General features: G+C 34.5%; 22 protein-coding genes and 1 tRNA gene. 15 read left to right on the top strand and 8 right to left on the bottom strand.

From position 1 onward, the window contains the following. The first annotated feature begins 235 nt into the window (after window positions 1-235). The 6 genes from E2R68_RS02765 to E2R68_RS02740 all read left to right on the top strand — a co-directional run bounded on the left by E2R68_RS02765 (window position 236) and on the right by E2R68_RS02740 (window position 5,138). Entirely contained in the window at window positions 236-520 is a 285-nt protein-coding gene (locus E2R68_RS02765; RefSeq protein WP_134275982.1) for a YeaC family protein, read from the top strand. Window positions 521-623: 103 nt separating this feature from the next. Then, window positions 624-1,115, top strand: a complete 492-nt coding sequence (locus E2R68_RS02760; RefSeq protein ID WP_134275981.1) for a hypothetical protein — start codon at window positions 624-626, stop codon at window positions 1,113-1,115. Window positions 1,116-1,158: 43 nt separating this feature from the next. Then, window positions 1,159-1,737, top strand: coding sequence for a D-sedoheptulose 7-phosphate isomerase (gene lpcA / locus E2R68_RS02755; RefSeq protein WP_134275980.1), 579 nt, complete (start codon window positions 1,159-1,161; stop codon window positions 1,735-1,737). Window positions 1,738-1,748: 11 nt separating this feature from the next. Next, on the top strand, window positions 1,749-2,516 hold the full coding sequence (locus E2R68_RS02750) for a class II glutamine amidotransferase (protein WP_134275979.1): 768 nt from the start codon (window positions 1,749-1,751) through the stop codon (window positions 2,514-2,516). Between the two features lie 164 nt (window positions 2,517-2,680). Continuing rightward, window positions 2,681-3,769 (top strand): DNA alkylation repair protein, encoded by a 1,089-nt coding sequence (locus tag E2R68_RS02745; protein ID WP_134275978.1) that lies wholly within the window; start codon window positions 2,681-2,683, stop codon window positions 3,767-3,769. A gap of 58 nt (window positions 3,770-3,827) precedes the next feature. Continuing rightward, window positions 3,828-5,138: a dicarboxylate/amino acid:cation symporter gene (locus E2R68_RS02740; RefSeq protein WP_134275977.1), complete on the top strand. Its 1,311-nt coding sequence runs from the start codon at window positions 3,828-3,830 to the stop codon at window positions 5,136-5,138. Window positions 5,139-5,246: 108 nt separating this feature from the next. Here the strand turns inward: E2R68_RS02740 and E2R68_RS02735 are convergent, their stop codons facing one another. Both E2R68_RS02735 and E2R68_RS02730 read right to left on the bottom strand, forming a co-directional pair. Next, window positions 5,247-5,636, bottom strand: a complete 390-nt coding sequence (locus tag E2R68_RS02735; protein ID WP_134275976.1) for a MerR family DNA-binding protein — start codon at window positions 5,634-5,636, stop codon at window positions 5,247-5,249. A 60-nt stretch (window positions 5,637-5,696) separates the two neighbouring features. Next, window positions 5,697-8,078: a heavy metal translocating P-type ATPase gene (locus tag E2R68_RS02730; RefSeq protein WP_134275975.1), complete on the bottom strand. Its 2,382-nt coding sequence runs from the start codon at window positions 8,076-8,078 to the stop codon at window positions 5,697-5,699. A 211-nt stretch (window positions 8,079-8,289) separates the two neighbouring features. On the opposite strand from E2R68_RS02730, the gene dinB reads away from it, so the two are divergent. Beyond that, window positions 8,290-9,387 carry a DNA polymerase IV gene (gene dinB / locus E2R68_RS02725; protein ID WP_243834579.1) on the top strand — a complete coding sequence of 366 codons (1,098 nt, stop codon included), beginning with the start codon at window positions 8,290-8,292 and terminating at the stop codon, window positions 9,385-9,387. A gap of 5 nt (window positions 9,388-9,392) precedes the next feature. Here the strand turns inward: dinB and E2R68_RS02720 are convergent, their stop codons facing one another. After that, entirely contained in the window at window positions 9,393-9,989 is a 597-nt protein-coding gene (locus E2R68_RS02720) for a MarC family protein (RefSeq protein WP_134275974.1), read from the bottom strand. A 467-nt stretch (window positions 9,990-10,456) separates the two neighbouring features. On the opposite strand from E2R68_RS02720, the gene E2R68_RS02710 reads away from it, so the two are divergent. Beyond that, window positions 10,457-11,017, top strand: coding sequence for a glutathione S-transferase family protein (locus E2R68_RS02710; protein ID WP_134275973.1), 561 nt, complete (start codon window positions 10,457-10,459; stop codon window positions 11,015-11,017). A 68-nt stretch (window positions 11,018-11,085) separates the two neighbouring features. Here E2R68_RS02710 and pyk read toward each other — a convergent pair whose 3' ends face one another. Further along, entirely contained in the window at window positions 11,086-12,516 is a 1,431-nt protein-coding gene (pyk, locus tag E2R68_RS02705) for a pyruvate kinase (RefSeq protein ID WP_134275972.1), read from the bottom strand. 71 nt (window positions 12,517-12,587) lie between these two features. Further along, window positions 12,588-13,442 (bottom strand): MurR/RpiR family transcriptional regulator, encoded by an 855-nt coding sequence (locus tag E2R68_RS02700; protein WP_134275971.1) that lies wholly within the window; start codon window positions 13,440-13,442, stop codon window positions 12,588-12,590. A 239-nt stretch (window positions 13,443-13,681) separates the two neighbouring features. Here E2R68_RS02700 and E2R68_RS02695 point away from each other — a divergent pair, with 239 nt between their 5' ends. From E2R68_RS02695 to E2R68_RS02685, 3 genes are all read left to right on the top strand, one after another. Next, the gene (locus E2R68_RS02695) at window positions 13,682-14,632 is read left to right on the top strand and encodes a glucokinase (protein WP_134275970.1); all 951 of its coding nucleotides are present in this window, start codon (window positions 13,682-13,684) and stop codon (window positions 14,630-14,632) included. A 115-nt stretch (window positions 14,633-14,747) separates the two neighbouring features. Next, window positions 14,748-14,835: transfer RNA gene (locus E2R68_RS02690), tRNA-Ser, on the top strand. A 97-nt stretch (window positions 14,836-14,932) separates the two neighbouring features. Then, window positions 14,933-15,820 carry a hypothetical protein gene (locus tag E2R68_RS02685; protein ID WP_134275969.1) on the top strand — a complete coding sequence of 296 codons (888 nt, stop codon included), beginning with the start codon at window positions 14,933-14,935 and terminating at the stop codon, window positions 15,818-15,820. Window positions 15,821-16,008: 188 nt separating this feature from the next. On the opposite strand, the gene E2R68_RS02680 is transcribed toward E2R68_RS02685, so the two are convergent. After that, a complete protein-coding gene (locus E2R68_RS02680; protein WP_134275968.1) occupies window positions 16,009-17,304 on the bottom strand; it encodes a multidrug effflux MFS transporter in 1,296 nt (431 codons plus the stop codon). Between the two features lie 105 nt (window positions 17,305-17,409). On the opposite strand from E2R68_RS02680, the gene E2R68_RS02675 reads away from it, so the two are divergent. Then, window positions 17,410-17,901 carry a MarR family winged helix-turn-helix transcriptional regulator gene (locus E2R68_RS02675; protein WP_134275967.1) on the top strand — a complete coding sequence of 164 codons (492 nt, stop codon included), beginning with the start codon at window positions 17,410-17,412 and terminating at the stop codon, window positions 17,899-17,901. Window positions 17,902-18,073: 172 nt separating this feature from the next. Beyond that, window positions 18,074-19,978 (top strand): RecQ family ATP-dependent DNA helicase, encoded by a 1,905-nt coding sequence (locus tag E2R68_RS02670; protein ID WP_134275966.1) that lies wholly within the window; start codon window positions 18,074-18,076, stop codon window positions 19,976-19,978. Between the two features lie 51 nt (window positions 19,979-20,029). On the opposite strand, the gene E2R68_RS02665 is transcribed toward E2R68_RS02670, so the two are convergent. Together E2R68_RS02665 and E2R68_RS02660 are read right to left on the bottom strand one after the other, a co-directional pair. Further along, window positions 20,030-20,851 carry a phytanoyl-CoA dioxygenase family protein gene (locus E2R68_RS02665; protein ID WP_134275965.1) on the bottom strand — a complete coding sequence of 274 codons (822 nt, stop codon included), beginning with the start codon at window positions 20,849-20,851 and terminating at the stop codon, window positions 20,030-20,032. 234 nt (window positions 20,852-21,085) lie between these two features. Further along, window positions 21,086-22,084 (bottom strand): NADP-dependent oxidoreductase, encoded by a 999-nt coding sequence (locus tag E2R68_RS02660; RefSeq protein WP_134275964.1) that lies wholly within the window; start codon window positions 22,082-22,084, stop codon window positions 21,086-21,088. Between the two features lie 214 nt (window positions 22,085-22,298). Here E2R68_RS02660 and E2R68_RS02655 point away from each other — a divergent pair, with 214 nt between their 5' ends. Together E2R68_RS02655 and E2R68_RS02650 are read left to right on the top strand one after the other, a co-directional pair. Continuing rightward, window positions 22,299-23,204: a LysR family transcriptional regulator gene (locus E2R68_RS02655; RefSeq protein ID WP_134275963.1), complete on the top strand. Its 906-nt coding sequence runs from the start codon at window positions 22,299-22,301 to the stop codon at window positions 23,202-23,204. 41 nt (window positions 23,205-23,245) lie between these two features. Beyond that, window positions 23,246-24,061 carry a hypothetical protein gene (locus tag E2R68_RS02650; protein WP_134275962.1) on the top strand — a complete coding sequence of 272 codons (816 nt, stop codon included), beginning with the start codon at window positions 23,246-23,248 and terminating at the stop codon, window positions 24,059-24,061. Window positions 24,062-24,127: the final 66 nt, after the last annotated feature.

The raw sequence follows: 24,127 nt of genomic DNA, 5'->3' as shown, positions 1-24,127 counted from the left end.
AATGAACTATTTTAACGTTCATTATTTAGCTTAGATTCAAATAATAAGAGGCATCTAACAGTAGGTGTCTCTTTTTTTTATGTTTATCATTAAAAGAAATATTTGTGTTATAAAATTTATTGAAAAGACAGAGCGATTGTAAATATTTATAGTTGAAAATAAACATAACTAGATAATTATTAATTAAGATCATTTATACTGAAACTAGTATTTATCAGAAGGACAGGTAAAGTCAGTGTCAAATATTAATGAGTATGCAAAAAATATAACTCCATCACTTTATGAAAAATTAAAAACAGCCGTAGAAACAGGAAAATGGTTAGATGGTGCTGTATTAACTGAAGAACAAAAAGCACATTCCTTACAGTTAGTGATGGCTTATCAAAAAGAATTTAATGAACAGCCAGATCATTTCACTATTGCACAAAATGGTGAAATTTATATGGAATCAAAGAAAGTCTTAAAGAGTCAATTTTCTGAAGAAACTGATTTAAGCGACACACATATTATTAACTTATAGTCGTGTTAAGGTTTTGATGGCAATATGAATATAAAATATATGGTTGATTTAGTTCGCTTATATTGATAATTCATTATTGTATTTTGAGTGTTTAAGGATCTCAATGTTTCAGCATAAAGGATTTATTTCTCAGCGTTTATTAGTTTATCTTACTACTTTTTTAATTGTATTAATTATTATGAGTACATTTATCTCATATACCTCGGATATTGCACGAGAAGCAAGAATTAACATGCTGAAAATAACAGAGATGCAATTAAAGTCTGTTAATCGTATGTTATTCAGTAGAGCAAGTATCCATAACCTACAATTGAATGAAAGACTGGATGCAAGTGTTATTGATGAAGTACATCAAGGTGGAATATTAACCTTAGGTGAGATGGCTGCATTAACACAAAATATCTCCATTTTTATTTGGGTGGAACGGCTATCAATTGTAGAAGGTAAAGAAAATGGACAATTGGTCTTTTACCCTGAAGGGTTAGATGACACAGCTTGTTCGTTAATATATCAACAGCCTTTTATGCGTAACAATAGACTTGGAGAGTCTGAACGTCATTCAGCTCGATATCAGATAAATTTAAAAGAATGTTAACTCGTTAATGTAGTTAATAACTTAAATAATTAGGTAAGTAGATATGGTAAATATATCAATAATTAAAGATGAATTATTAGAAGCACAAGCCGTGTTGGAAAATTTTTTAGCAGAAGAAAAAAATTTACAAAATATAGAAAATGCCGCTTCATTATTAGCTGAATCATTTAAAAATGATGGCAAAGTTTTAGCCTGTGGCAACGGTGGTTCACATTGTGATGCGATGCATTTTGCAGAAGAATTAACCGGTCGTTACCGTGAACATCGCCCATCGTATCCTGCTATTGCAATTTCTGACGCGAGTCATATTTCATGTGTAGGGAATGATTATGGATTTGAGCAAATATTTGCTCGTTATCTTGAAGGTGTTGGTCGTCGTAGTGATGTTTTATTCTGTTTATCGACGAGTGGCAATTCAGCTAACATCCTTAATGCTATTACTGTGGCTAAAAGTAAAGGCATTAAAGTGATAGCTTTAACTGGTAAAGATGGTGGTAAAATGGCGGGTTTAGCTGATGTTGAAATTCGCGTTCCTCACTTTGGATTTGCAGATCGTATTCAAGAAATACATATCAAGGTCATTCATATTTTGATCTATTTAATTGAAAAAAAAATGGCTTAGGTTTTTAAAAAATGTGTGAATTATTAGGCATGAGTGCCAATGTACCAACAGATATTTGTTTTAGTTTTAGTGGGTTAGTGAAAAGAGGTGGTGAAACTGGACCACATAAAGATGGTTGGGGAATTACTTTTTATGAAGGCAAAGGTTGTCGTAGCTTTAAAGATCCTAGTCCAAGTTGTGATTCAAAAATTGCAGAGTTAGTTAAAAATTATCCAATTAAAAGTAAATCAGTGATCAGTCATATTAGGCAAGCTAATCGTGGTGGCGTGAACTTAGAAAATACTCATCCTTTTATACGTGAACTATGGGGACGTAATTGGACTTATGCTCATAACGGTCAATTAACAGGTTATGAAAATTTACCGATGGGATACGCTAACCCTATTGGTCAAACCGATAGCGAGCGAGCTTTTTGTTGGATTATTGATAAATTACATCAAGAATATAAACAACCGCCTGATGATATGTTGAGTATGTTTAAATTGATTGCAACTTATGCTGATCAATTAAAAGCATTAGGTGTCTTTAATATGTTATTAAGTGATGGCGAATATGTGATGTGTTATTGCACAAATAACTTACATTGGATCACACGTCGTGCTCCCTTTGGAAAAGCACAATTAATAGATGAAGATATGATTGTTGATTTTCAGCAGGAAACATCTGATAGTGATGTAGTAACAGTGATCGCAACTCGTCCTTTAACAAAAGATGAAGCATGGAATAAAATGGGTGAAGGGGAGTTCTGTGTTTTTCATTTTGGTGAGCGTGTACTGTAATTGTGAACTTGCTTCAGAATATAAATTATTTTAAGCATTTTCTTTCATCACTTTAATTTATATAAGCACTACAATGGAGATGGCATTCTTTAAAACTAAAAAATGCCATCATTATTCAATGAACCTCTTTTATTGAAGCACTACTCTAATACGATAGGGATGTTATGGCTGTATTATTAAAAGATGTTTATAATCAATTATATATAACAAATGTCGCAACCGTCATTCATGAGGTTTATCCTGATTTTAAAAAAACTGATTTTATTCATGCTGTTTTTAATAATCAATGGAAAGATAAAGAACTCAAAGCTCGTACCTTCCATATTGCACAGCAATTACATCACTTTATTACTCTAGAATACAAACAAGCAGTAGGCATTATTCAACAAGTTGCCAAACACTTTACCCATTATGAAGGCATGTTTATCCCTACATTTGTAGAGTTATATGGTTTGGATGAATTTAAAATATCTGTTAAAGCACTTGCATATATTACTCAATTTTCTAGTGCTGAATTTGCAATACGTCCATTCATAGAACGATACCCAGAACAAATGCATCAAGTTTTGTTAGATTGGGCTACGAATGACGATGAGCATATTAGACGCTTAGCTTCTGAAGGTTGCCGTCCTCGTTTACCTTGGGCAATGTCTTTGCCTTTGTTTAAACAAGACCCTCGCTATATTTTACCCATTTTAGAAATCTTAAAAGATGATTGTAGTGAGTATGTACGTCGTAGCGTAGCCAACAACCTTAATGACATTGCTAAGGATCACCCTCAGATTGTTATTAATTTAGCCAAACAATGGCTAGCTAAAAATCCAAACACTCAATCAAAACGTTTAGTTAAACATGCTTGTCGTAGCTTGTTAAAACAAGCAGATCCAGATGCATTAGTTTTATTTGGATTTCTTCCTCCAAAAGATATTCAAATGATTGATTTTGTTGTTGATGAGCAAGTCAGCTTAGGTGGCGTTTTGTATTTTTCATGTTTATTAAAACATCAATATTTATTACCTCTGAATAAGTTACGCATTGAGTTTGCCATTGATTTTATGAAAAAAAATGGGCTACAATCACGTAAAATATTCCAATTATCAGAATCAGTGATCAAACAAGATTCTAAGAATATTAAGAAGTCATTTAGCTTTAAAAAAATATCCACCCGTCAATATTATTTAGGTTTACATAGCTTGGCTATTTTGGTCAATGGTGTGCAGTTATGTTCGACTGATTTTATATTAACTAATTAACTAAAACTGAGCTGTTACGTTGGAAGTACGTAAAAGGGATCATTAAACAGGAGTTACCATGACCGAAACAAAAAATAAAATGTCATTAACTAAGAAAGTGCTAATAGGCATGGGCTTAGGGATCTTAACGGGATTTTTGATCCGTAGTGTGTTTGCAGATATTGCATTTATTCATGATTATATCGTGCATGGTCTATTTCATGTTGGTGGGGCTGTCTTTATTGCCAGCCTTAAAATGTTGGTTGTCCCATTAATTTTTGTATCTTTAGTCTGTGGTACAAGTAGCTTAAAAGATCTCTCCACTTTAGGACGTTTAGGCGGCAAAACAGTTACTTTTTATTTAGTGACAACAGGTATTGCTATTACGCTTGCTATTGTGATGGCTAATATTTTCCAGCCGGGAGTGGGGATTGATTTAGCTCAAGCAACAACCTTTGCTTCCAAAGAAGCACCATCCCTTGGCGACGTGATCATTAATATGTTTCCAACTAACCCAGTGAGTTCAATGGCCGAAGGTAATACCTTGCAAATTATTGTTTTTGCTATTTTATTTGGTATTGCTATTAGTGCTTCTGGTAAAGCTGGCGAACGTATTGCTACTTTATTTTCAGATTTTAATGAAGTGATTATGAAGTTAGTTGTCATGTTAATGAATATTGCACCTTATGGTGTGTTCTTCTTAATGGCTAAACTATTTAGTGAAATTGGCTTAGACGCTATTTTTAATTTAATGAATTACTTCTTAGTATTAAGCGCAACATTAATTATCCATGCTCTTGTGACTTACAGTGCTTTCTTTAAAATTTTTACGGGTTTAAGTCCTGTTAAATTTTTCAGAAAAATGGAAACAGCAATTACATTTGCATTTTCTACTGCATCATCAAATGCGACGATCCCGGTGACATTAGAAACAGCTACTAAACATTTAGGTGTAAATAATAGAGTTGCTTCGTTTACTGTTCCATTAGGTGCCACTATTAATATGGATGGTACGGCGATCATGCAAGGTGTGGCGACTGTGTTCATTGCACAAGCCTTTAATATTGATTTAACTCTTTCTGATTATGCCGCTGTGATAATGACTGCAACATTGGCATCTGTCGGTACGGCGGGGGTACCTGGTGTTGGTTTAATCATGTTAGCAATGGTATTAAATCAAGTTGGTTTACCAGTGGAAGGTATTGCGATGATCATGGGTGTTGATAGATTACTTGATATGATCCGAACAGCGGTAAATATTACGGGTGATAGTGTTGTTACTTGTATCGTAGCTAAATCAGAAGGCGAAATGGATATTGATGTGTTCAATGATCCTGATACGGCTTATAAAGCTGAAAAAATAGGCCTTAGTAAAGTGCAACAAGAGTAACATTATTCACAAAGTTGTTTTCTTATAAAGTTAAGATTAACAGTTAAAGCCAGTTCAGTATGTTAGCTAATATGCTGAATTGGCTTTTTTATTAACAGGAATAAAAAACTACTGAGTAAAAGCATCAATAATGCTACATTTTGCTTGATCATCCCCTGGACATAATTGACTGATTTTTTTAAGTTGATCCACAATTTCCTGCTGTTGTTGAATACGTTGCTCTATTTCTTGTATTTTTTCTAATGCTATCTTTTTCACATCGGCACTATTTCTTTGCTCATCTTCACATAGCAGCAGAAGCGCTTTACATTCTTTTAAAGTGAATCCCGCTAACTTTGTTTTTTGGATAAAATGTAACTGTTTTATGATTTCGTTAGGATAAAAACGATAATCATTGTGCTCCCGTGGTGGCTCATCGATCAAACCTATTGATTCATAATGACGGATAGATTTAACTGATAATCCAGTTTCTTTAGAGGCCTGACTTATTGATAACATAGGTTCTCTCCAGTATTTTTGATATTGAGTTTACGGTTATATTATGACTGCATTTTTCATTTATTTAAGTAGAGTTCGTTTTAATAATAATGAATTACTTAATACCATTAAGCTTGAAGCTGTCATCGTCATCGCTGCTAATGTTGGGTTTAGATAACCTAATGCCGCAGCTGGAATTGCTAAGCTATTAAAGATGAATGCCCAAAATAAATTTTGACGAATGGTTGACCAAGTTGCACGTGATAGCTTAATAGCAACGGCAATTAAACGTGGATCATCACGCATTAAAGTCATTGCTGCAGTTTGTTTAGCTACATCACTACCACTTCCCATTGCAATACTTACGTCTGCCGCAGCGAGTGCCGGCGCATCATTAACACCATCTCCTACCATAGCGACTAATGATTTTTGTTGAAGTTCTGATAAATGCTGCAATTTTTGCTGTGGTGTTTGTTGCGCATAAAAAGTATTTATTGCTAATTTTTCACTCATTGCTTGCACTACACTGTATTGATCACCACTAATTAATAGGGTTGAGAGTCCTAATTTTTGCAGGTCTTTAATTGCTTGCTTACTTTCAGGACGCAATTGATCTTCAATAGAAAAATATCCGAATAATTTTTGTTGGTAACATACATAAATATTATTTTCGGATAGATCTATCTTGATGTTATGCAGTTTTAATTGTTCTGCTAAATTAATTTTTAAACGAGACAGCATTGCTGGATTACCAGCGATGATCATCTCATTATCATAACTTCCTTGTATTCCTTCACCGTGAACACTTTGTATCTCATTAATATTCTTTGCTTGGATATTGTGTTGCTGACAATACTCTGTAATAGCTTTAGCAATAGGGTGCTTGCTGGCTTGTTGTAATCCACTTAATAAAGGTAAAAACTGTTCATCTAAAGAGGTTATATTTTTTAAACTAACTTGCCCCTTAGTTAGCGTGCCTGTTTTGTCGAAGGCAATATAATCTAACTTATGAGCTAATTGTAATGTATTGATATCTTTAATTAATATACCTTGTTGAGCGGCTAGCCCCATTCCTACCACCATAGCCGTCGGCGTTGCCAGCCCTAAGGCACATGGGCATGCAATAACCAATACAGCAACACTGTGGATCAATGCTTGCTCAAAGTCACCGGTTAAATGCAACCATGCAAAAAAAGTAATGATGGCAATAACTAATACGATGGGCACAAAAATAGAACTGATTTTATCTACTAATTGTAATATTGGGGCTTTGCTCATCTGAGCAGATTCAACTAATTGTATGATTTGATGTAGTTTTGTTTGTTCATTTACTGCTGTTGTTTTAATTAATAAAACACCATCACCATTAATGGTTCCTGCATATACAGTCTGATCAATTTCTTTATGTATTGTACGACTTTCACCGGTTAATAATGCTTCATCTAAGTAACTACTACCTTCAACTATAATACCGTCAACAGGAACTTTATCACCCGAGCTTACTTGCACAAGATCATTAACCTGTACCTGATCAATCAACATGCGCTTAAAGGCTTTACCTTTTTTAACAAGGGCATCAATGGCTTGTAGTTGGTTTAACGCATTAATAGCTTTACTGCTTGCTTGTTTAGCTCGGAATTCTAAATATTTCCCTAAACGGATCAGAACAATAACTAAAGCACTTGTTTCAAAGTATAGGTGCTGAGGGCTATTTTGAAGCAGCATCGCTAAGCTGAAAAAGTATGCTGCAGAGGTGCCTAAAGTTACTAAGACATCCATATTAGCGGATCTATTTTTAAGACTGTTCCATGATCCTTTATAAAAGCGAGCGCCAATAATAAACTGCAATGGTGTTGCTAATAAAAATTCAAACCAAGGAGATAATAAATGGGAATCGGTAAACAGCATATGTATCATAGCGAACCAAAAAGGTAAGCTTAATAATAAAGCGATACTGACACTTAATTTTTCTTTTTGCTGTTGTTTTCGTTCATTATTTTGTTTTTCAAGTAATTGTTGCTGTGATGTAGTGACTTGTTTGTGGATTAACGTATAAGGGCTTAATTTAATAAGTTGTTCGATAAAAGTATTATTAATAAAGCTTTCTAATGTTTCTACATAAAGTGTTTTAGTCGCAAAATTAGCTTTAACATCTAATACGAGCGAATGTTTTTTTAATGCTTTTAATGTTGCTTCTACACAACTTGCACATGACCAATCTGCTTCAAAAGTTATCTTTTGATAATCTGTTTGATAACCTTTTTTTTCTAACGTGTTCACTACTATTTTAGCGATAGAAGGGGTCACTACTACTTGATCCATTGTTAATGTTACTTTTTCTAAAGCAAAATTAATATTTGCTTCAATCCCTTCAATATCATTGAAGCTTGTTGTTAATTTACTGGCGCAACCAGCACAATTCATACCATATACAGGAAATGTTATTTGTTGTGGAGTCATCATATTAACCTGCTCTAGTAGATTACTTTATTGTTATCACTCTTATTAATGTAGAAGATTAACCTTTACCCTTAGGTTAATGTCAAATGTATTTAAATATTTTTATTTAGCTTGTAATTTATTATGTTCATAATATTATAACTGTTTATAAAAACAGTTGTTTTGTTTTTGTGGTGTGATGTGTCTTTTTATTCTATGGTGAGGTGGTACTTTTATGTGTTCTGACTCTATGCCATCTGACTCTTTATATTCACAACGTAAAATAATTCATATCGATATGGATTGTTTCTATGCAGCTGTTGAGATGAGAGATAATCCTAATTACCAAAATATACCGTTAGCTATCGGGGGCAGGAGTCAACGTCGAGGAGTATTATCGACCTGTAATTACCTCGCCCGTCAATTTGGAGTACATTCTGCCATGCCGGTATTCCAAGCTAAGCAGCTATGCCCTGAATTATTGGTTGTACCGGGCCGTATGCAAGTTTATGTAGAGGTGTCACAGAAACTACGTAATATTTTTTATCGTTATACACACATAGTTGAACCGTTATCCTTAGATGAAGCATTTTTAGATGTGAGCGATTGTAAAATGTTTCAAGGATCGGCAACTTATATTGCACAGGATATAAGACTAGCAATACAAACAGAGCTAAATCTGACAGCATCAGCTGGTGTTTCTTATTGTAAATTTCTAGCTAAAATAGCTTCAGATGAAAATAAACCTAATGGACAGTGTGTGATCACACCTGAGTCAGCCAAAGCATTCATCAAAAAATTACCGCTGAAAAAAATACCGGGTGTAGGTAAAGTGGCACAACAAAATCTTGCTGATAAAGGATTATTTACCTGTGCAGATATCATGCAATATTCAGAGCAAAAGCTACTAACAACATTTGGTAAATTAGGGCAATCATTAATCAGTTATAGTCAAGGTATTGATAATCGACCGATACAAATTAATCGAGAGCGTAAATCAGTTGCTGTTGAACGGACCTTTGAACATAATCTATTCAGTGAAGTACAATGTTTAGAGCATTTAAAGCAATTTTATAATGAATTAGAAGGGCGATTAGAAAAGCATCTTGATAAGAAAATAATTACGAAATTAGGTGTGAAGTTAAAGTTTAGCGATTTCACTATTAAAAGTAGTGAAAGAAAATATAGCCAGTTAAACCTATCTATTTTTGAACAATTATTACATCAATTGATAGAAGCTAATCCTAAACAACCTATTCGTTTATTAGGTCTGAGTGTCGGCTTAACTGAACAATCATATCCAATACAGTTAAGCCTGATTGATAATGAATAGACCCATTACATAGAAATATTACGGATCCCTTCATAAATAAATTGAATTGCTAATGCCGCAAGAATAACCCCTAAAAAGCGACGTAAAATTTCATCACCAGTTTTCCCAATAATCTTTTTCAAGTACTTTGAAGCGATCATTCCCACTAATGTAAGTAATAAAATACTCACAATAGCAGCACTAACAGAGAACACTGCATAGCCTTGGTTATTTTGTGAAAACAATAAGATCGCAAGTGTAAGTGTACCTGGACCTGCTAATAAAGGGATAGACATAGGAAAGACTGAAATATCCGCATTCTTTTCTGTTTTAGTAAATTTCAATTCTTGGGTGATCATCATGAAAGCTGTATAAAATAATAACAGCCCCCCTGAGATGCGTAATGAATTGATATTAATACCTAATTGAGAGAATAAAGCCTCTCCATAATTGCCAAATAGAATGAGTAAAAAAGCACTGATCACAACTGACTTTATGGCCATTACTGTACGATATTTTTGATCCGTACCAGAGGTCAGTGAATTAAAAATTAATGCTGATCCGATAGGGTCAATAATGACAAATAAACCCGTTAATGCATGAAGATAGAGTGCAATATCCATTTGTTTTCTCTTTAGTTTTTAAAAAATAAGATGTGCAATAACAGGTAAGGTCACTAATGTGCGTAAGATAAAGATAATAAACAGCTTTATGATATTCACTGGTCTTTTACTGTCTAATAATAACGCACCTACTTCGCTTTCACGAAAGTAGCTTTAAAATGTTGTTGCATGTTATTTGCAAGGGCGCAAGGTTACTTGCTTTATCAGGTATTGTAAATCGCCATCTAGTCTGTATCACTACACATGATTAAATAAGGTGATATTTACATTTTTGATCAGATATATTTACTTAGGAGATCAAAAAATATGTTTCTTATTGATCAGATATAAAGGAGTTGATCATTAACTTAGCAATAAATGATCGAATCAATTGACTAATAATTATGCAGCCCCTAAAGTAAGTTTTCTTTGTTGTATTTATCACTATTCATTGTGCTATTTTCGACTTACTTTATTTAGGAGCTATTATGGAATTATACGGTAGTTACACTTCTCCTTTTGTACGCCATTGTCGTATTGCGTTATTACAAACTGAGCTTGAATGTCAGTTTATTGAAACGGATGCTGCACAAAGCGCGTTATTGTCTCCCACCAAGAAGGTCCCTATTTTAATTGATTGCGATCTTAAATTGACAGATTCAACCTCTATTCTTACGCATATTTATGAAGTGGCTGGAGAAGAGTTTTTAACTGATGTAGAAGAAGTCGAATTATATAATATGACCAACACTTTATTAGATAGCAGTGTTAATTTATTAATGCTCGCTAAATTTGATAATATTACACCAGAGCAAAGTGTTTATTTAACACGTCAAAAGCAACGCATAGAAACAGGGTTAGAAGCCATAAATAATAAAATTATTAGTCAATCATTGCCTTTGTCTAATGCAGAAATGAGAGTAGCTATTTTTATTGATTGGGCTTTATTTAGAGATCTTTTTTCGCTAACTGATTACCCATATATACAAAAATTATTAGATCTTGCTAATACCGATCCTATTTTTAATGCCACAGCCCCACAAGACTAATACTTAACTAAAAACGCTCTTTTATTAAATAGAAGAGCGTTTTTCTGTGCTTGTATTGCTAAGTAATTTTAAACTTTAATTATTTTACAGGTATTAGTAGAGCCTTGTTTTACATTATCGCCATGCGTTAACAGAATTAAATCACCGGTTTTAATTAACTCTAATGCTTTAAGTGTTTCTAATGCATTATCAATATATTGCACACTATCAATGGATGTTGATGCAAATTTAACAGGTGTAACACCTCGATATAAAGCACAATAATTTAATGTTTGTTGTTTGCTAGATAATGCATAAATTGGCAAGCCACTACTTAAACGAGACATTAATAAAGGGGTTGAACCAGAGGCTGTTAATGCAACAATCGCGGTGACGCCATTAGTATGGTTTGCTGCATACATAGTTGTCATGGCTAATGCTTCTTCTGGACTGTCAAAAGTATAATTAATACGATGGTTTGATACATTAATACTTGGGTGTTTTTCAGCTCCGATACAAACATCACTCATTGCTTTAACGGTTTCTACTGGGTATTCTCCTGCGGCCGTTTCACCTGAGAGCATAACTGCATCGGTTCCATCTAATACGGCATTAGCAACATCCATCACTTCTGCTCGTGTAGGCATGGGAGCATTGATCATTGATTCCATCATTTGTGTTGCGGTGATCACCACTCGATTCAAACGACGTGCAGTACGGATCATTTCTTTTTGCACACCAACTAAACGAGCATCTCCAATTTCAACACCTAAATCACCACGAGCAACCATAACAACATCTGATGCAAGAATAATATCTTCTAGTGCTTCTTTGGTTTCTACAGCTTCAGCACGTTCAACTTTAGCGACTATTTTTGCATGACAGCCAGCTTCTTTTGCTAATTTTCTCGCATAGTGTAAATCATCACCATTTCGAGGGAAGGAAACTGCGAGGTAATCACAACCTATTTCAGCTGCGGTTAAAATATCTTTTTTGTCTTTTGGGGTTAACGCAGCTGCGGATAAACCACCACCTTGTTTGTTGATCCCTTTATTGTTTGATAAAGGACCGCCAATAATCACTTTAGTATGTACTTTATTACCTTCAACAGTCTCAACTTGTAACTGTACTCTGCCATCATCTAATAATAAAACATCACCGGTTGAGACTTCTTTTGGTAGGGCTTTGTAATCAAGACCAACTTGCTGCTGATTACCTTGACCTTTTTGGATATCGCTATCAAGTGTAAATTTATCACCTACAGCTAGTTCTATTTTATTGTTTTCAAAGGTGGAAACACGAATTTTAGGACCTTGTAAATCACCCATGATGGCAACTTCTAAACCTAATCGAGCTGCTATCTCTCTGACTTCTTGTGCTCGTCTTACATGATCAACTGCGTCACCGTGGGAAAAGTTCATACGTACCATATTAGCGCCAGCTGCAATGATTTTTTCTAAATTATTATCACGATCCGTTGCAGGGCCTAATGTGGTTACAATTTTTGTACGTCTTGTCATGTTCACCTCTATTTAAAGATAGAAAGGGCGGTAGTTAATGTTATTGCTAACATTTATTATTTAACAACCTATCACTTGTCATCTTCTTTTTCAAAGCGAGAATCTCGAATACCTGTTTTAACGCGTTTTAGATTATCTCTAAATTTAGCTCCTCGGCGCAAAGTGAAACCTGTTGTTAATACATCTATTAGTACTAACTGCGCAATACGAGATGACATCGGCATATAAATATCCGTATCTTCAGGTACACCTAAAGAAAGCACTAAATTACTTTGCTCTGCGAGTGGTGAATCATAGGCAGTTAATGCAATAACAAAAGCATCATTTTCGCGGGCTAGACGAGCTATTTCTACTAAAGGTTTTGTTCGACCTGTATGTGAGATCAAAACAATTACATCACCTTCTGAACTATTAATACAACTCATACGTTGCATTACAATATCGTCAAAACAGGATACAGGGATATTAAAACGGAAAAACTTATTAAGTGCATCGTGGGCAACAGAAGATGAAGCACCTAAACCAAAAAAAGAAATTTTGTTGGCTTGCGTTAATATATCGACGGCACGATTAATTAAATTGATATCTAGACTATTCTTAGCAACATCTAAACATGCCATAGTAGATTCGAAAATTTTTGAGGTATAAGCTTCAGGACCATCGTCCTCATCAACATTACGGTTCACATAAGGTGTACCATTCGCTAAGCTTTGTGCTAGATGTAGCTTAAAATCAGGAAAACCTTTAGTATCTAAACGGCGACAAAAGCGGTTAACTGTTGGTTCACTGACTTGAGCAATTTTAGCTAAGTTAGCAATACTAGAATGAATCGCGGTTTGTGGGGCAGCTAGAATTGCTTCTGCTACCTTACGTTCCGATTTACTAAAAGTATCAAGGTTTTTTTTAATTAACTCTAAAGTATTCATTATATTATTCACTCGATGTATAAAGGTAGTTAGCATTTGGCAAAGAAATTTGTAATGTTTTATGAAATAAAATTACAAGAAATACAGTTATAACACAATAAGATTATAGAGTAGGCGATTTTTGATGTCATTTTATTACAGAGTTAAAATGTTTTAGATCAAAAAATAAAAGTATAAATAAGAAAATTGAGAGGTTGCACTAGGCTTCTTAATATTAATTTTAAGTCAGGAGCACAAGGATGTTGTCAGTAGTTGTTGATGTAGGCGGAACGAATATACGTTTAGGTGTATTAAATTTAAGCAACGGAGAAATAGACCAAGTTAAAGAATATCTTTGTAGTGAATTCACTACGTTAGAAAATGCCATTGAGCAGTATTTTGTTACATTACCGGCTAGCGTTGCTCATTTATGCATTGGTATTGCCTGCCCAGTTGAGGGAGATGAAGTGAAAATGGTTAACTTTCACTGGCAATTTTCTCAAGCGGCCTTAAAAAACAAATTCGCACTGAAATCACTTTATGTCATTAATGATTACACTGCTATCTCATTAGCAGTGCCTTTCCTCGATGAAACTCAGCAAATAAAAGTAGGTGGTGGAAGTATTGTTGATAATGCAATGAAAGCTGTTTTTGGTCCTGGTACTGGTTTAGGCGTATCACATCTGATTAAGCAGGATGATAAGTGGATCAGTTTAGATGGTGAAGGTGGGCATATTAGTTTTGCTCCTAATAATCGGCAACAAGCTGAAGTGTTATTAATATTACAAGAGCAGTTTGGGCATGTTTCTACAGAACGTTTATTATCAGGACAAGGTATTGTTAATATCTATCAAGCTTTATGTAAACTGAAAGAACAACCTGTTCAATATGATGAAGCGGCACAAATAACCACTGCAGCAGTGAATAATGAATGCGAAATGGCTGAGCAAACATTAAACCTATTCTGCCAAGCAATGGGTAGTTTCGCAGGCAATCTAGTATTAAATTTAGATTGTCGAGGTGGGGTATATATTGCTGGTGGTATTGTTCCTCGTTTTTTAGAATTCTTTGAAAACAGTGAATTTCGTCAATATTTTGAAGCAAAAGGGCGTTTGCAAGAATATTTATCTCATATACCAGCTTATGTCATTACTCATAAAAACCCTGGCTTATTGGGGGCAGCCGTTTATTTACGACAAGAATTGTCATAAATCACTGAATATTGAGTGTTAACGGTTGATTTAACTTACTGAGTTAACTATCATGCGCTCCGCTTCATTGTTACAACGACTAAGTTAGTGTAATTATTGAGCATTAAAATTTTATGGAGAATTGGCCGAGTGGCTGAAGGCGCACGCCTGGAAAGTGTGTAAGGGGCAACCCTTCGAGAGTTCGAATCTCTTGTTCTCCGCCACATTAATACAAAAATGGGTTGCTGATTAAAGCAACCCATTTTTGTATCTGCAATAAGAACAATCTTCTCTCTTCTTTTATCAATTAGAGGACTATATATGAGAAAATTATTTTTTTGTTTTGCTAAAAAAGCAATTATTATCTCATTTACAATTATATTCTTAGTCGCATGTGACCCAAGCGATGGCAATACCACTAAAACAACAGATCAAAGTACAACTCAATTACCTTCAGACCCACAAGATGCTCTCGTTAGTATTGGGCTTGATGTAGAAGATGCTAAATGTTTAATTAAAAATCATCCTTCTGATGTGCAATATGTTTTAGAAAATCCAGATCGTATATTTAAAAACCTTCCTAAATTAGCCGATGATATGTTTGTTGGCTCATCGGATCGCGGTGCTGCTCCTTTTGCTTCATTTGTAAGTATTCTTCCTACTTGGGACAAAGATCAAATACGTCAATTCAAAAAAATATTTGGACGTATAGTGTTTGTGGTTAATACACAAAAGTTTGAATCTGCATTTAATAATAATATTAATTTACTCAATGCTGATTATGAAGGGAAGTTACCATATCCTGAAAATTATGAGGTATTCAGAGACCAAGCTAATAAAGCGATGCTTGCGTCTAATAATCATTATAAATTTTATATGGGTGGTGGCACCGACACTACCGGGCTTGCTTACAGTATGCCTGCATATCCTCCTCGTATGCCTGATCTTTATGTAGCAATTGAACCGCAAATTCTGGAGTTAGTAAAAGGTTATGAACATAATGCAGCCTCTCTTATATTACATGAATTAACGCATACTTGGGGTTATGAACATGCGGGTAATGCTGAGAATACAACACTAAAAGCAAATAATATTCCTTATTATGTGCAATTTATTATTGGTACTAATGCTGAAAACCCTGCTGCTAAAGTAGAACCGTATACGCCTAAAGCCTTACTTGAAGTTTATTTTGGTCATACTTTAGATTAATGTCAGGAAGATATTTATTCTTAAATAATCACCTTTTATAAGTGATAAAAAAACACCATCTAATATAAAATTAGATGGTGTTTTTGTTTCTAGAGCTTGATAAGTAATATATTGAAGTGAAGTATTAAAATAGATAATTAACTGCTCTTTGAAATGTCATTGCCCTCGTTATTTAACAAAAACTCATTCTATGCCTGTTCCATTAATAAAGACTTTTCATTAATCGTCTGTTGTTTCTTTTCTGATATTTCAATTTCATTTGCTAAACGGGCTTGTTTGTTACTGCGGATCACCGCAAACAAAGCAATACTTGAAGATATTAACATCAGTATTACCACAGGTTGTAATTTCCCCATACTAATGAATGCTGCTAATGCACTAACTGCTGCACCTATTGCACATTGAAAAGCACCTAATACCGCAGATGCTGTACCTGCTGTACTCTTATTAAAATGTCTTAAGAAGCAAGCATTTGAATTTGCAATAATGCCACCGTTTGCACTGAGCGTGATAACAAAAGCTACTACGGTTAATGGCAATATCTTAGGCATTAAGAAACTGGATAGTACTAACAAAGTTGCACCAGTTACTTGCATGCTTAAAAAGAAGCGCAATAATGTTGAAGGTTCAAAGCGATTCAATAAAAAATTATTTAAACGGTTAATCATTATCAATCCAAAAATATTTGCTGCAAATAACATTGAAAAGGTATCTGGCGTGACTTTAAAAACACCCATATAGATCATTGCTGAATTGGTTACAAAACTCATCATAACTGCAAAAGCAAAACCTTGTGCCACCATATAACCTGCAGCTTGCTTGTGTTTAAACACATCGATAAATTTAATGCCTTTATGGCGTTGAGCTGGTGTCAATTTAGCTTGGTATTTTTGTGCTAATTTTTCTTCAGCAGACTTTCTAGGAATAAATTTGATCGCCATGAACATAGCAAAGCATGCCACGATTGACATAAAGTAAAAAATCCAATGCCAACTGTGTAAAGATAAAATAAAGTTACCTATGGTGGGAGCAATCGAAGGAGCTACCATCATAATTAATGAGACTAATGCAAATAATTTAGCGGCTTCTTTTCCTTCTGTATTATCTCGGATGACCGCTGGCACACCGACAATTGCGATACCACCACCAATAGACTGCAGCATACGCCATAACCAAAGCACTTCAATATGTGTACTGGTGGTTAGTAATAAACTTGAGATGGCAAAAATACTTAAACCAGAAAGCATTACTGGAAGTCGACCATGTTTATCTGATAAAGGTCCTCCAATTAATTGTCCAATGGCAAGACCAAAGATATATAAACTCACAGTGACAGATAACATAGCGATATCAACTTGCATCTCTTTTGCAATGCTAGGTAAAGCAGGTAAGTAGCTATCAATAGCAAAAGGAGAGATCGCGTAAATACTCGAAAGCGTTACGATCAACTTTTTACTGATTACTTTTTTGTTGTTTTGTGTCATTTGTCTCGCCTTATTATCTTTCTAGTAAGATAATAGGTGGATTTTGTCTTTCTGGCAAGATATATTGATTGATGACTTTAAAATAAGAAGCGAATAAGAAAGAAGATGAAAAACAGTTTACGAGAAATTGAATTAGCAATGCGTGAAAATTGGCCTGAATGCGCTGAAACCATGTCATTTGCTTTATTAAAAGTAACTCGAGTTCAAGAGTTATTTAAAAATGAGATAGAATCTTGTGTTGGTCAATATGATCTACAACATGCTGATTTTAGTGTGTTAGCGACATTAAGACGTAGTCCTGTTCCTTATTGTTTGTCCCCAACCGATTTATATAAAAGTATGTTTTTTAGTTCTGGTGGCTTAACCAAAGTATTAGTACGTTTAGTTGATGCGGGTTTGATTAAACGAGTAGAAAATCCAGATGATAAACGGAGTAAATTGGTTCAATTAAATACTAAAGGGAAACAATTAGTAGAAAAAATTATGACTCAATTGCATCAACAAGATAAATCTCTATTAAGTGGTTTAACAGCAGTAGAAACGATGCAATTAGATACCTTATTACAAAAAGTATTAGATCATAATGAAGAGGGGTAACAACGGAGTACAACGTCAATAAATTGACGTAAATGGCTACTCCTTTATAAGATTTACAACGAGGAAGTGAACTGTTTTAATAAATTAAATAGATAAGCTATTTATTGGTATAACTAGATCCTATAAATATCTATGTTATAAACGTGCTTCAATATTATTATTAAGGCCATTTATGTACTCGTCATTAAAGCAATACTTTGGATTTGAACAATTTAGACTAGGACAAGAGTCGGTTATTCAAGCGCTATTAGATGGTCATAGCGCTGCGGCAATCTTTCCAACTGGATCAGGTAAATCCTTGTGTTATCAATTGCCTGCATTACACCTTCCGCACCTGACTTTAGTTGTTTCTCCATTACTTGCATTGATTCAAGATCAGTTAGATTTTTTACAGAGTAAAGGTATTGCAGCTGCAAGTATCCAATCGATGCAAAGTCCTGCAGAGTCTGCACAGGTTTATAAAAATGTTGCTGATGGTCAAATTAAAATTTTATTTATTTCTGTTGAACGATTAAATAGTGAAAGGTTTAGGACTTTTTTGAAAAAAGTGCCTATTTCGCTGATGGTTGTTGATGAGGCTCATTGTATTAGTGAGTGGGGGCATAATTTTAGACCTGATTATTTAAAGTTAGCGAGTTATCGAGAAGAGTTTTCTATTACCCAAGTTCTACTATTAACAGCCACTGCGACACAAAAAGTTATACAAGATATGGCGGCTAAATTTCATATCGATATTAATCATATAACCTTAACTGGATCTTACCGTCGTAATTTAAACTTATCTGTTGTTGGAGTTAATGAAACTGAAAAGTTAGCAACTTTAGTACCTTGGTTACATCAGCATCAACAAATGCACGGCATTATTTATGTCACCCTACAAAAAACAGCTGAACAAGTTGCACAATTATTAACTGAGCAGGGTATTCAAGCAACGGCTTATCATGCTGGATTAGGCAATGAGCAACGACAACAAATTCAACAACAATTTATGAACGGACAATTACCCTTGATCGTCGCCACTATTGCTTTTGGCATGGGGATTGATAAAAGTGATATTCGTTTTGTTGTGCATTACGATTTACCTAAATCCATCGAAAATTATGCACAAGAAATTGGTCGTGCAGGTCGTGATGGCAAGGCTTCAGATTGTTTAGTCTTAGCGAACAAAAATAACCTGAATGTACTTGAAAATTTTGTTTATGCGGATACTCCAGAAAGCACTGCAATTGATTATATTATTAATGAAATTGCTCAATCTCAGGGAAACTGGGAAGTGGTTATGAACAGCCTTTCTAGTCAATCTAATATTCGATTGTTAGCATTAAAAACATTATTAGTGTATTTAGAATTAGAAGGAGTGATTGAACCTGCTTACAGTTATTACGCTGAATATAAATACAAATTTTTAATGCCTGAAAACGAACTGGTTGCTCGCTTTCATGGTGAACGAGCTCAATTTTTACAAACCATTTTTGCGACATCAGATAAAGCACGTACTTGGTCTTCGTTAAATTTTGAAAAGATGCAGCAAACGTATCAATGTGAAAGAAGCCGTGTATTAACTGCAATTGATTATTTAGATCAACAAGGTTTGATTGAGTTACAAACCAAGCAGATGACCCAAGTTTATAAGGTTGATAAAAATAAAATCACAGAAGGGTTACGTGATGAATTAACGCAACGCTTTCAGCAAAAAGAAAGCAGTGAAATTCAACGAATTCATCATCTACTTGCTTTTTTTGCTAGTGATCAATGTTTAAATTTACAGTTAGCTAACTACTTCTCCGACAGTCATTTACAGCAAGCATGCGGACATTGTTCGGTTTGTGCTGGTCGTCCAGCTATTATGCCTGTTGTGGGATCCTTAATGCCTTTACAACAATATAATGCAGAACAATTAAGCGCAGAAATAGCCGCAAAATTAGGAAAAGATGATAGCGCTGTATTAAGAGCACGTTTTTTCTGTGGATTAACAACACCGATTTTTACTCGTCTGAAAGTACGTCAATTATCTGGATTTGCAATACTAGAGAATTATCGTTTTTCAGATGTATTAAGTTGGATAAATAACGCTTAACAAATTCATAAATTGGGTATTAACACCTCTTTCTATTTTTGTTTCTAAGACTTAGATACAAATGGGGAATGTATCTAAGTCTTTATGTTCGGACTTTAATTTCATGGTGTTAATGAATAATGCAGGTTGATTAATTTTTTCTAATATAGCGTCATTAGGCAAGCAGTCATCATCTACATAATCCGCATAAATAGCTCCATCTCCCGAAGCATCAAAAACTAAAATATCAAAAGCTAACCGATCAAGTCCATATAAACCTCGATGGATCATATCTGCTGAAAAAACTAATAAATCTCCTGCGGCTAGAGGGATTTTATGACTCATGAGTAAATCATCACTGCTTAACTTTCCATTTTCTTCTTGTCGAACGGCTAACTCTTCTGTGGTATCCCAACGATTGTGTGAACCCGGAATTAATTCCATTCCTGGCTCATCAAATATAGGTACTCGAAGATGGACTACTTGAGTTTGCTGTATTACTCTTTTTTGATCTTCAATATCATAATCATACTGGCAATCTCGATGCCAAAAATTTTCCTGTTGCTGATTAAAAGGATCAAAAAATAGTTGTGTATTCATAAAAGCAGGCGAGTTTTTAATCACTGAATTGATGATACCTATCATTTTTGGCGAACTGATAAAGTTGAATAATGCAGCCCGATCATCAGATGCTAAATATTGACTACCAGTGATCAGGGAGGAGTTAAAAGCTTCTTCTTGATAGAAAGTTTTATTCTCTAATTTCCAATGTTCATGAAAAGTTAATATAACCTTTCTTAATGCCGCCATTTCAGCTTTGCTAAAATAATCTTTAACTACAAAATAACCTTTTTCATAATATTGCTGATGTAGATCTTTTATACCATTAAACATTTATTATTACTGCCTGTCTTTTATTCGAGTCTGATATTTGAAGTTTGATCTTTATTCAAGATATCTTAAGGCCGCTATTCTGTTACTTATTGATATCTATGGCAAGTTTAGATGGTTAAGCATGGAGGTGAAGATAGGAGGTTTATTGTTAGTTTTTTATATAAAGATTAAAAGATGCAGTAAAAACTCGTTTCCATCACTAGTATGAAAACGAGCTTTTGATGTTATTAATTATTAAATTTTAACTATCAATTTACCTTTGTTTTCACCTTCAGAAAATAAGTTAAGACCTTCAATTGCAGAGGTTAAGCCTTCTAATACGTGAGCGCGATGTTTGATTTTTCCCGCTAATACATAAGGAGTTAATTTTTCTAATAACTCTGGTACTTGGTGGAAGTGATCAGGCATTGTAAAACCTTGGATCGTAATACGACGTTTAATAATGTTCATCCAACTAGGGCTTAATTCTGGTACCTCATTATCGTAATCAGCAATTAAACCACAAACAACCACTCGCCCATGTGCATTAATTCGATCAAATATTAAGTGTTGAATTGGACCGCCAGTATTTTCAAAAAACAGGTCGATACCATTAGGTGCTGCAACTGCTAATTGTGCATCTAAGTCATTACTTTTGTAATTAATAGCTGCATCAAAACCTAATTCGTTAACAATCCAATCTGCTTTTTCTTGATTACCAACAACGCCGATTACACGTAGACCTTCTGCTTTAGCAAGTTGTCCTACGATTGAACCGACAGAGCCAGCTGCACCGGTCACGATTAATGTTTCCCCTTTTTTAGGTTTGCCAACATTAAATAACCCTTGTGTTGCTGTTAAACCAGGTAATGCAAAAACAGATAAAATACCTTGGTCAGGCAGTGATGCTGTTACTTTATTTAAACCTTTACCATCACTTAGGCAGTATTCTTGCCATCCCATCATACCCATCACTCGGTCGCCGACAGTGAAATCAGGGTGGTTACTTACAATCACTTCACCAATACCAGAACTGCGCATTACCTCACCTAAAGCGACTGGAGGAATATAACTGTTAGTATCAGGGCTCATCCAACCAAACATTGCCGGATCTAATGACATGTAGTTTTGTTTTACTAATATTTGCCCAGGTTCAACGGTTGGCATTTCTTTTTTAACTACTTCAAATAATGATGCATTAATAGGACCGCCAGTAGGACGTTTGATTAAGTTAATTGCAGTAAATGTTGTCATTGCTTGTTCCTCGTGTTTTTTTCTGTAGAGATAATGAATATGAGTAATTGTTGCTAAATGTCATTGATAAAATGATTATGTATTGTTTTTATAGCAATATATATGCGTTAATTAGCCTTTCTTTATTGTCGTAAAAGCAATAATGGAGTTAGTATCAATATTTGTACGTTTACTTGTGACTGTCTTGTTGAATATAAACTTATGGAAGATAAAAATGGATCAGTTAAGAGCGCTTAAATATTTTGTACAGGTTGTTGAAACGGGTAGCTTTACTCAAGCTGCTGCTTTATTTTCTGTTCCTCCTTCATCACTATCTCGACGCATCGCTGATTTAGAAAAAAGCCTTGGTGCAACCTTGTTAAAGCGTTCAACACGAGTGGTGACGTTAACGGAAATAGGTAACCGTTATTATCAACAAGTAAGCGAGATTATAAAGTCATTAGAAATGACTGATGAATCAGTAAGATCTTATCAAACGACTCCAATGGGCGTGCTGAACATCAGTTCTATGGTTGGTTTTGGTGAAAAAATATTGTTACCGTTATTAGATGAATTTTCAGATTTATACCCAGAAATAACTTTGAATGTAAATTTAAGTGATCAACTATCAACCTTAGCCAGAGATGAAGTTGATTTAGCTATTCGCGGTGGATACGCACCGGATGAGCGTGTTATAGCAATTAAAGTAATGAGTAATGACTTTATTCCTGTTGCTTCTCCAGAATATATTAAGGAATTGGATTTTCCACTGGATGCGTTAACTTTACAGCAACATCAAGGTTTATATTTTAATACTCCGGTTGGCCCTACGCCTTGGTTGTGTGAGATAAAAGGGCAATGGCATGATGTTTCTGCACCTGCAATATTAACTTCTAATAATGGTGATTGGTTATTACAAAAAGCATGTGCAGGAAAGGGCATTTTAATGATGCCCAAATGGGCACTTGCATCTCAATTATCTTCAGGTGATTTAGTGGAATTAGATATTCAACCAAGATTAACTGTGACACAGAATTCGAGTTTGGGGGTGTTTTTGTTATATCAAAAACAACGTTATCAAGTACCTAAAGTAAAATCGGCGGTAGACTTCTTGGTCGCTAGAATTAAAGCAATGTCATAATTGTTGATTAAAATCACTGATGTAATAGGTAGAAATAGAGTATGAAACTGTCATCTTTTCTGGCTTGGATAAGCCAACATTTACTGATTTTAGGGCATTATTTTACATTGTTTTTTGTTTTGGTTTTTCTGTTATTCATTCTTCAGCGTATGGTGTTTTCTTTATCAATTAATATGCTTGGTGGGCGAATTATTTATCTCAGTGCGTGGTTAGGAACGCCATTCCATGAATTATCACATGCACTTTTTTGCCTTATATTTGGGCATAAAATACATAAAGTTATGTTATTTAACCCAGACAAAGATGGCACATTAGGTTATGTAACACATTCTTATAACAATCGTAATTTATGGCAAGTAATGGGGAATTTCTTTATTGGTATTGCTCCGTTATTTGGTGGGTTATTTGCCATTTATTTAACAACTTGGTTATTGTTAGATAATGCTGCTTCTTTATTTGAGGTTTTAAAAAGTGCCGTGTTTAATGAACCGCTACAGCTACATTTTTCTGAAATATTCTCCTTGCTGCAAAAAATAAAAGATTTAATTCAACAGACTTACGCTACTTCACCGATTAATGTGTTGGTTTGGGCATATTGTTGTGCCGCCATTAGTTTGCATCTTTCGCCATCAAAAGAAGATTTAAAAGGTGCGTGGGTTGGTTTTATTATATTTATTCTATTGTGTTTGCTGACTATGATGTTACTTCAAGTCGTTGGGGGTCACTTTTTTGAATTCCAGCAGACTATTAATATGGTCTCGATGTTATATGTCATAGGGATTATTTTAGCGAGTACATTAGTATTGATGTTATCTATTCTGAGAGTTATTTTGTGGATTGTTAGCTTTCGTTTTTAATATTGCTCTTAATAAATAGACTTATTTGGAGTGCAAATAAGTCTACTTTGAATGTGTCATATTTTA

This window comes from Psychromonas algarum (assembly GCF_004376845.1).
Classification (GTDB): domain Bacteria; phylum Pseudomonadota; class Gammaproteobacteria; order Enterobacterales; family Psychromonadaceae; genus Psychromonas.
This window is presented reverse-complemented; position numbering and strand designations above follow the sequence as displayed.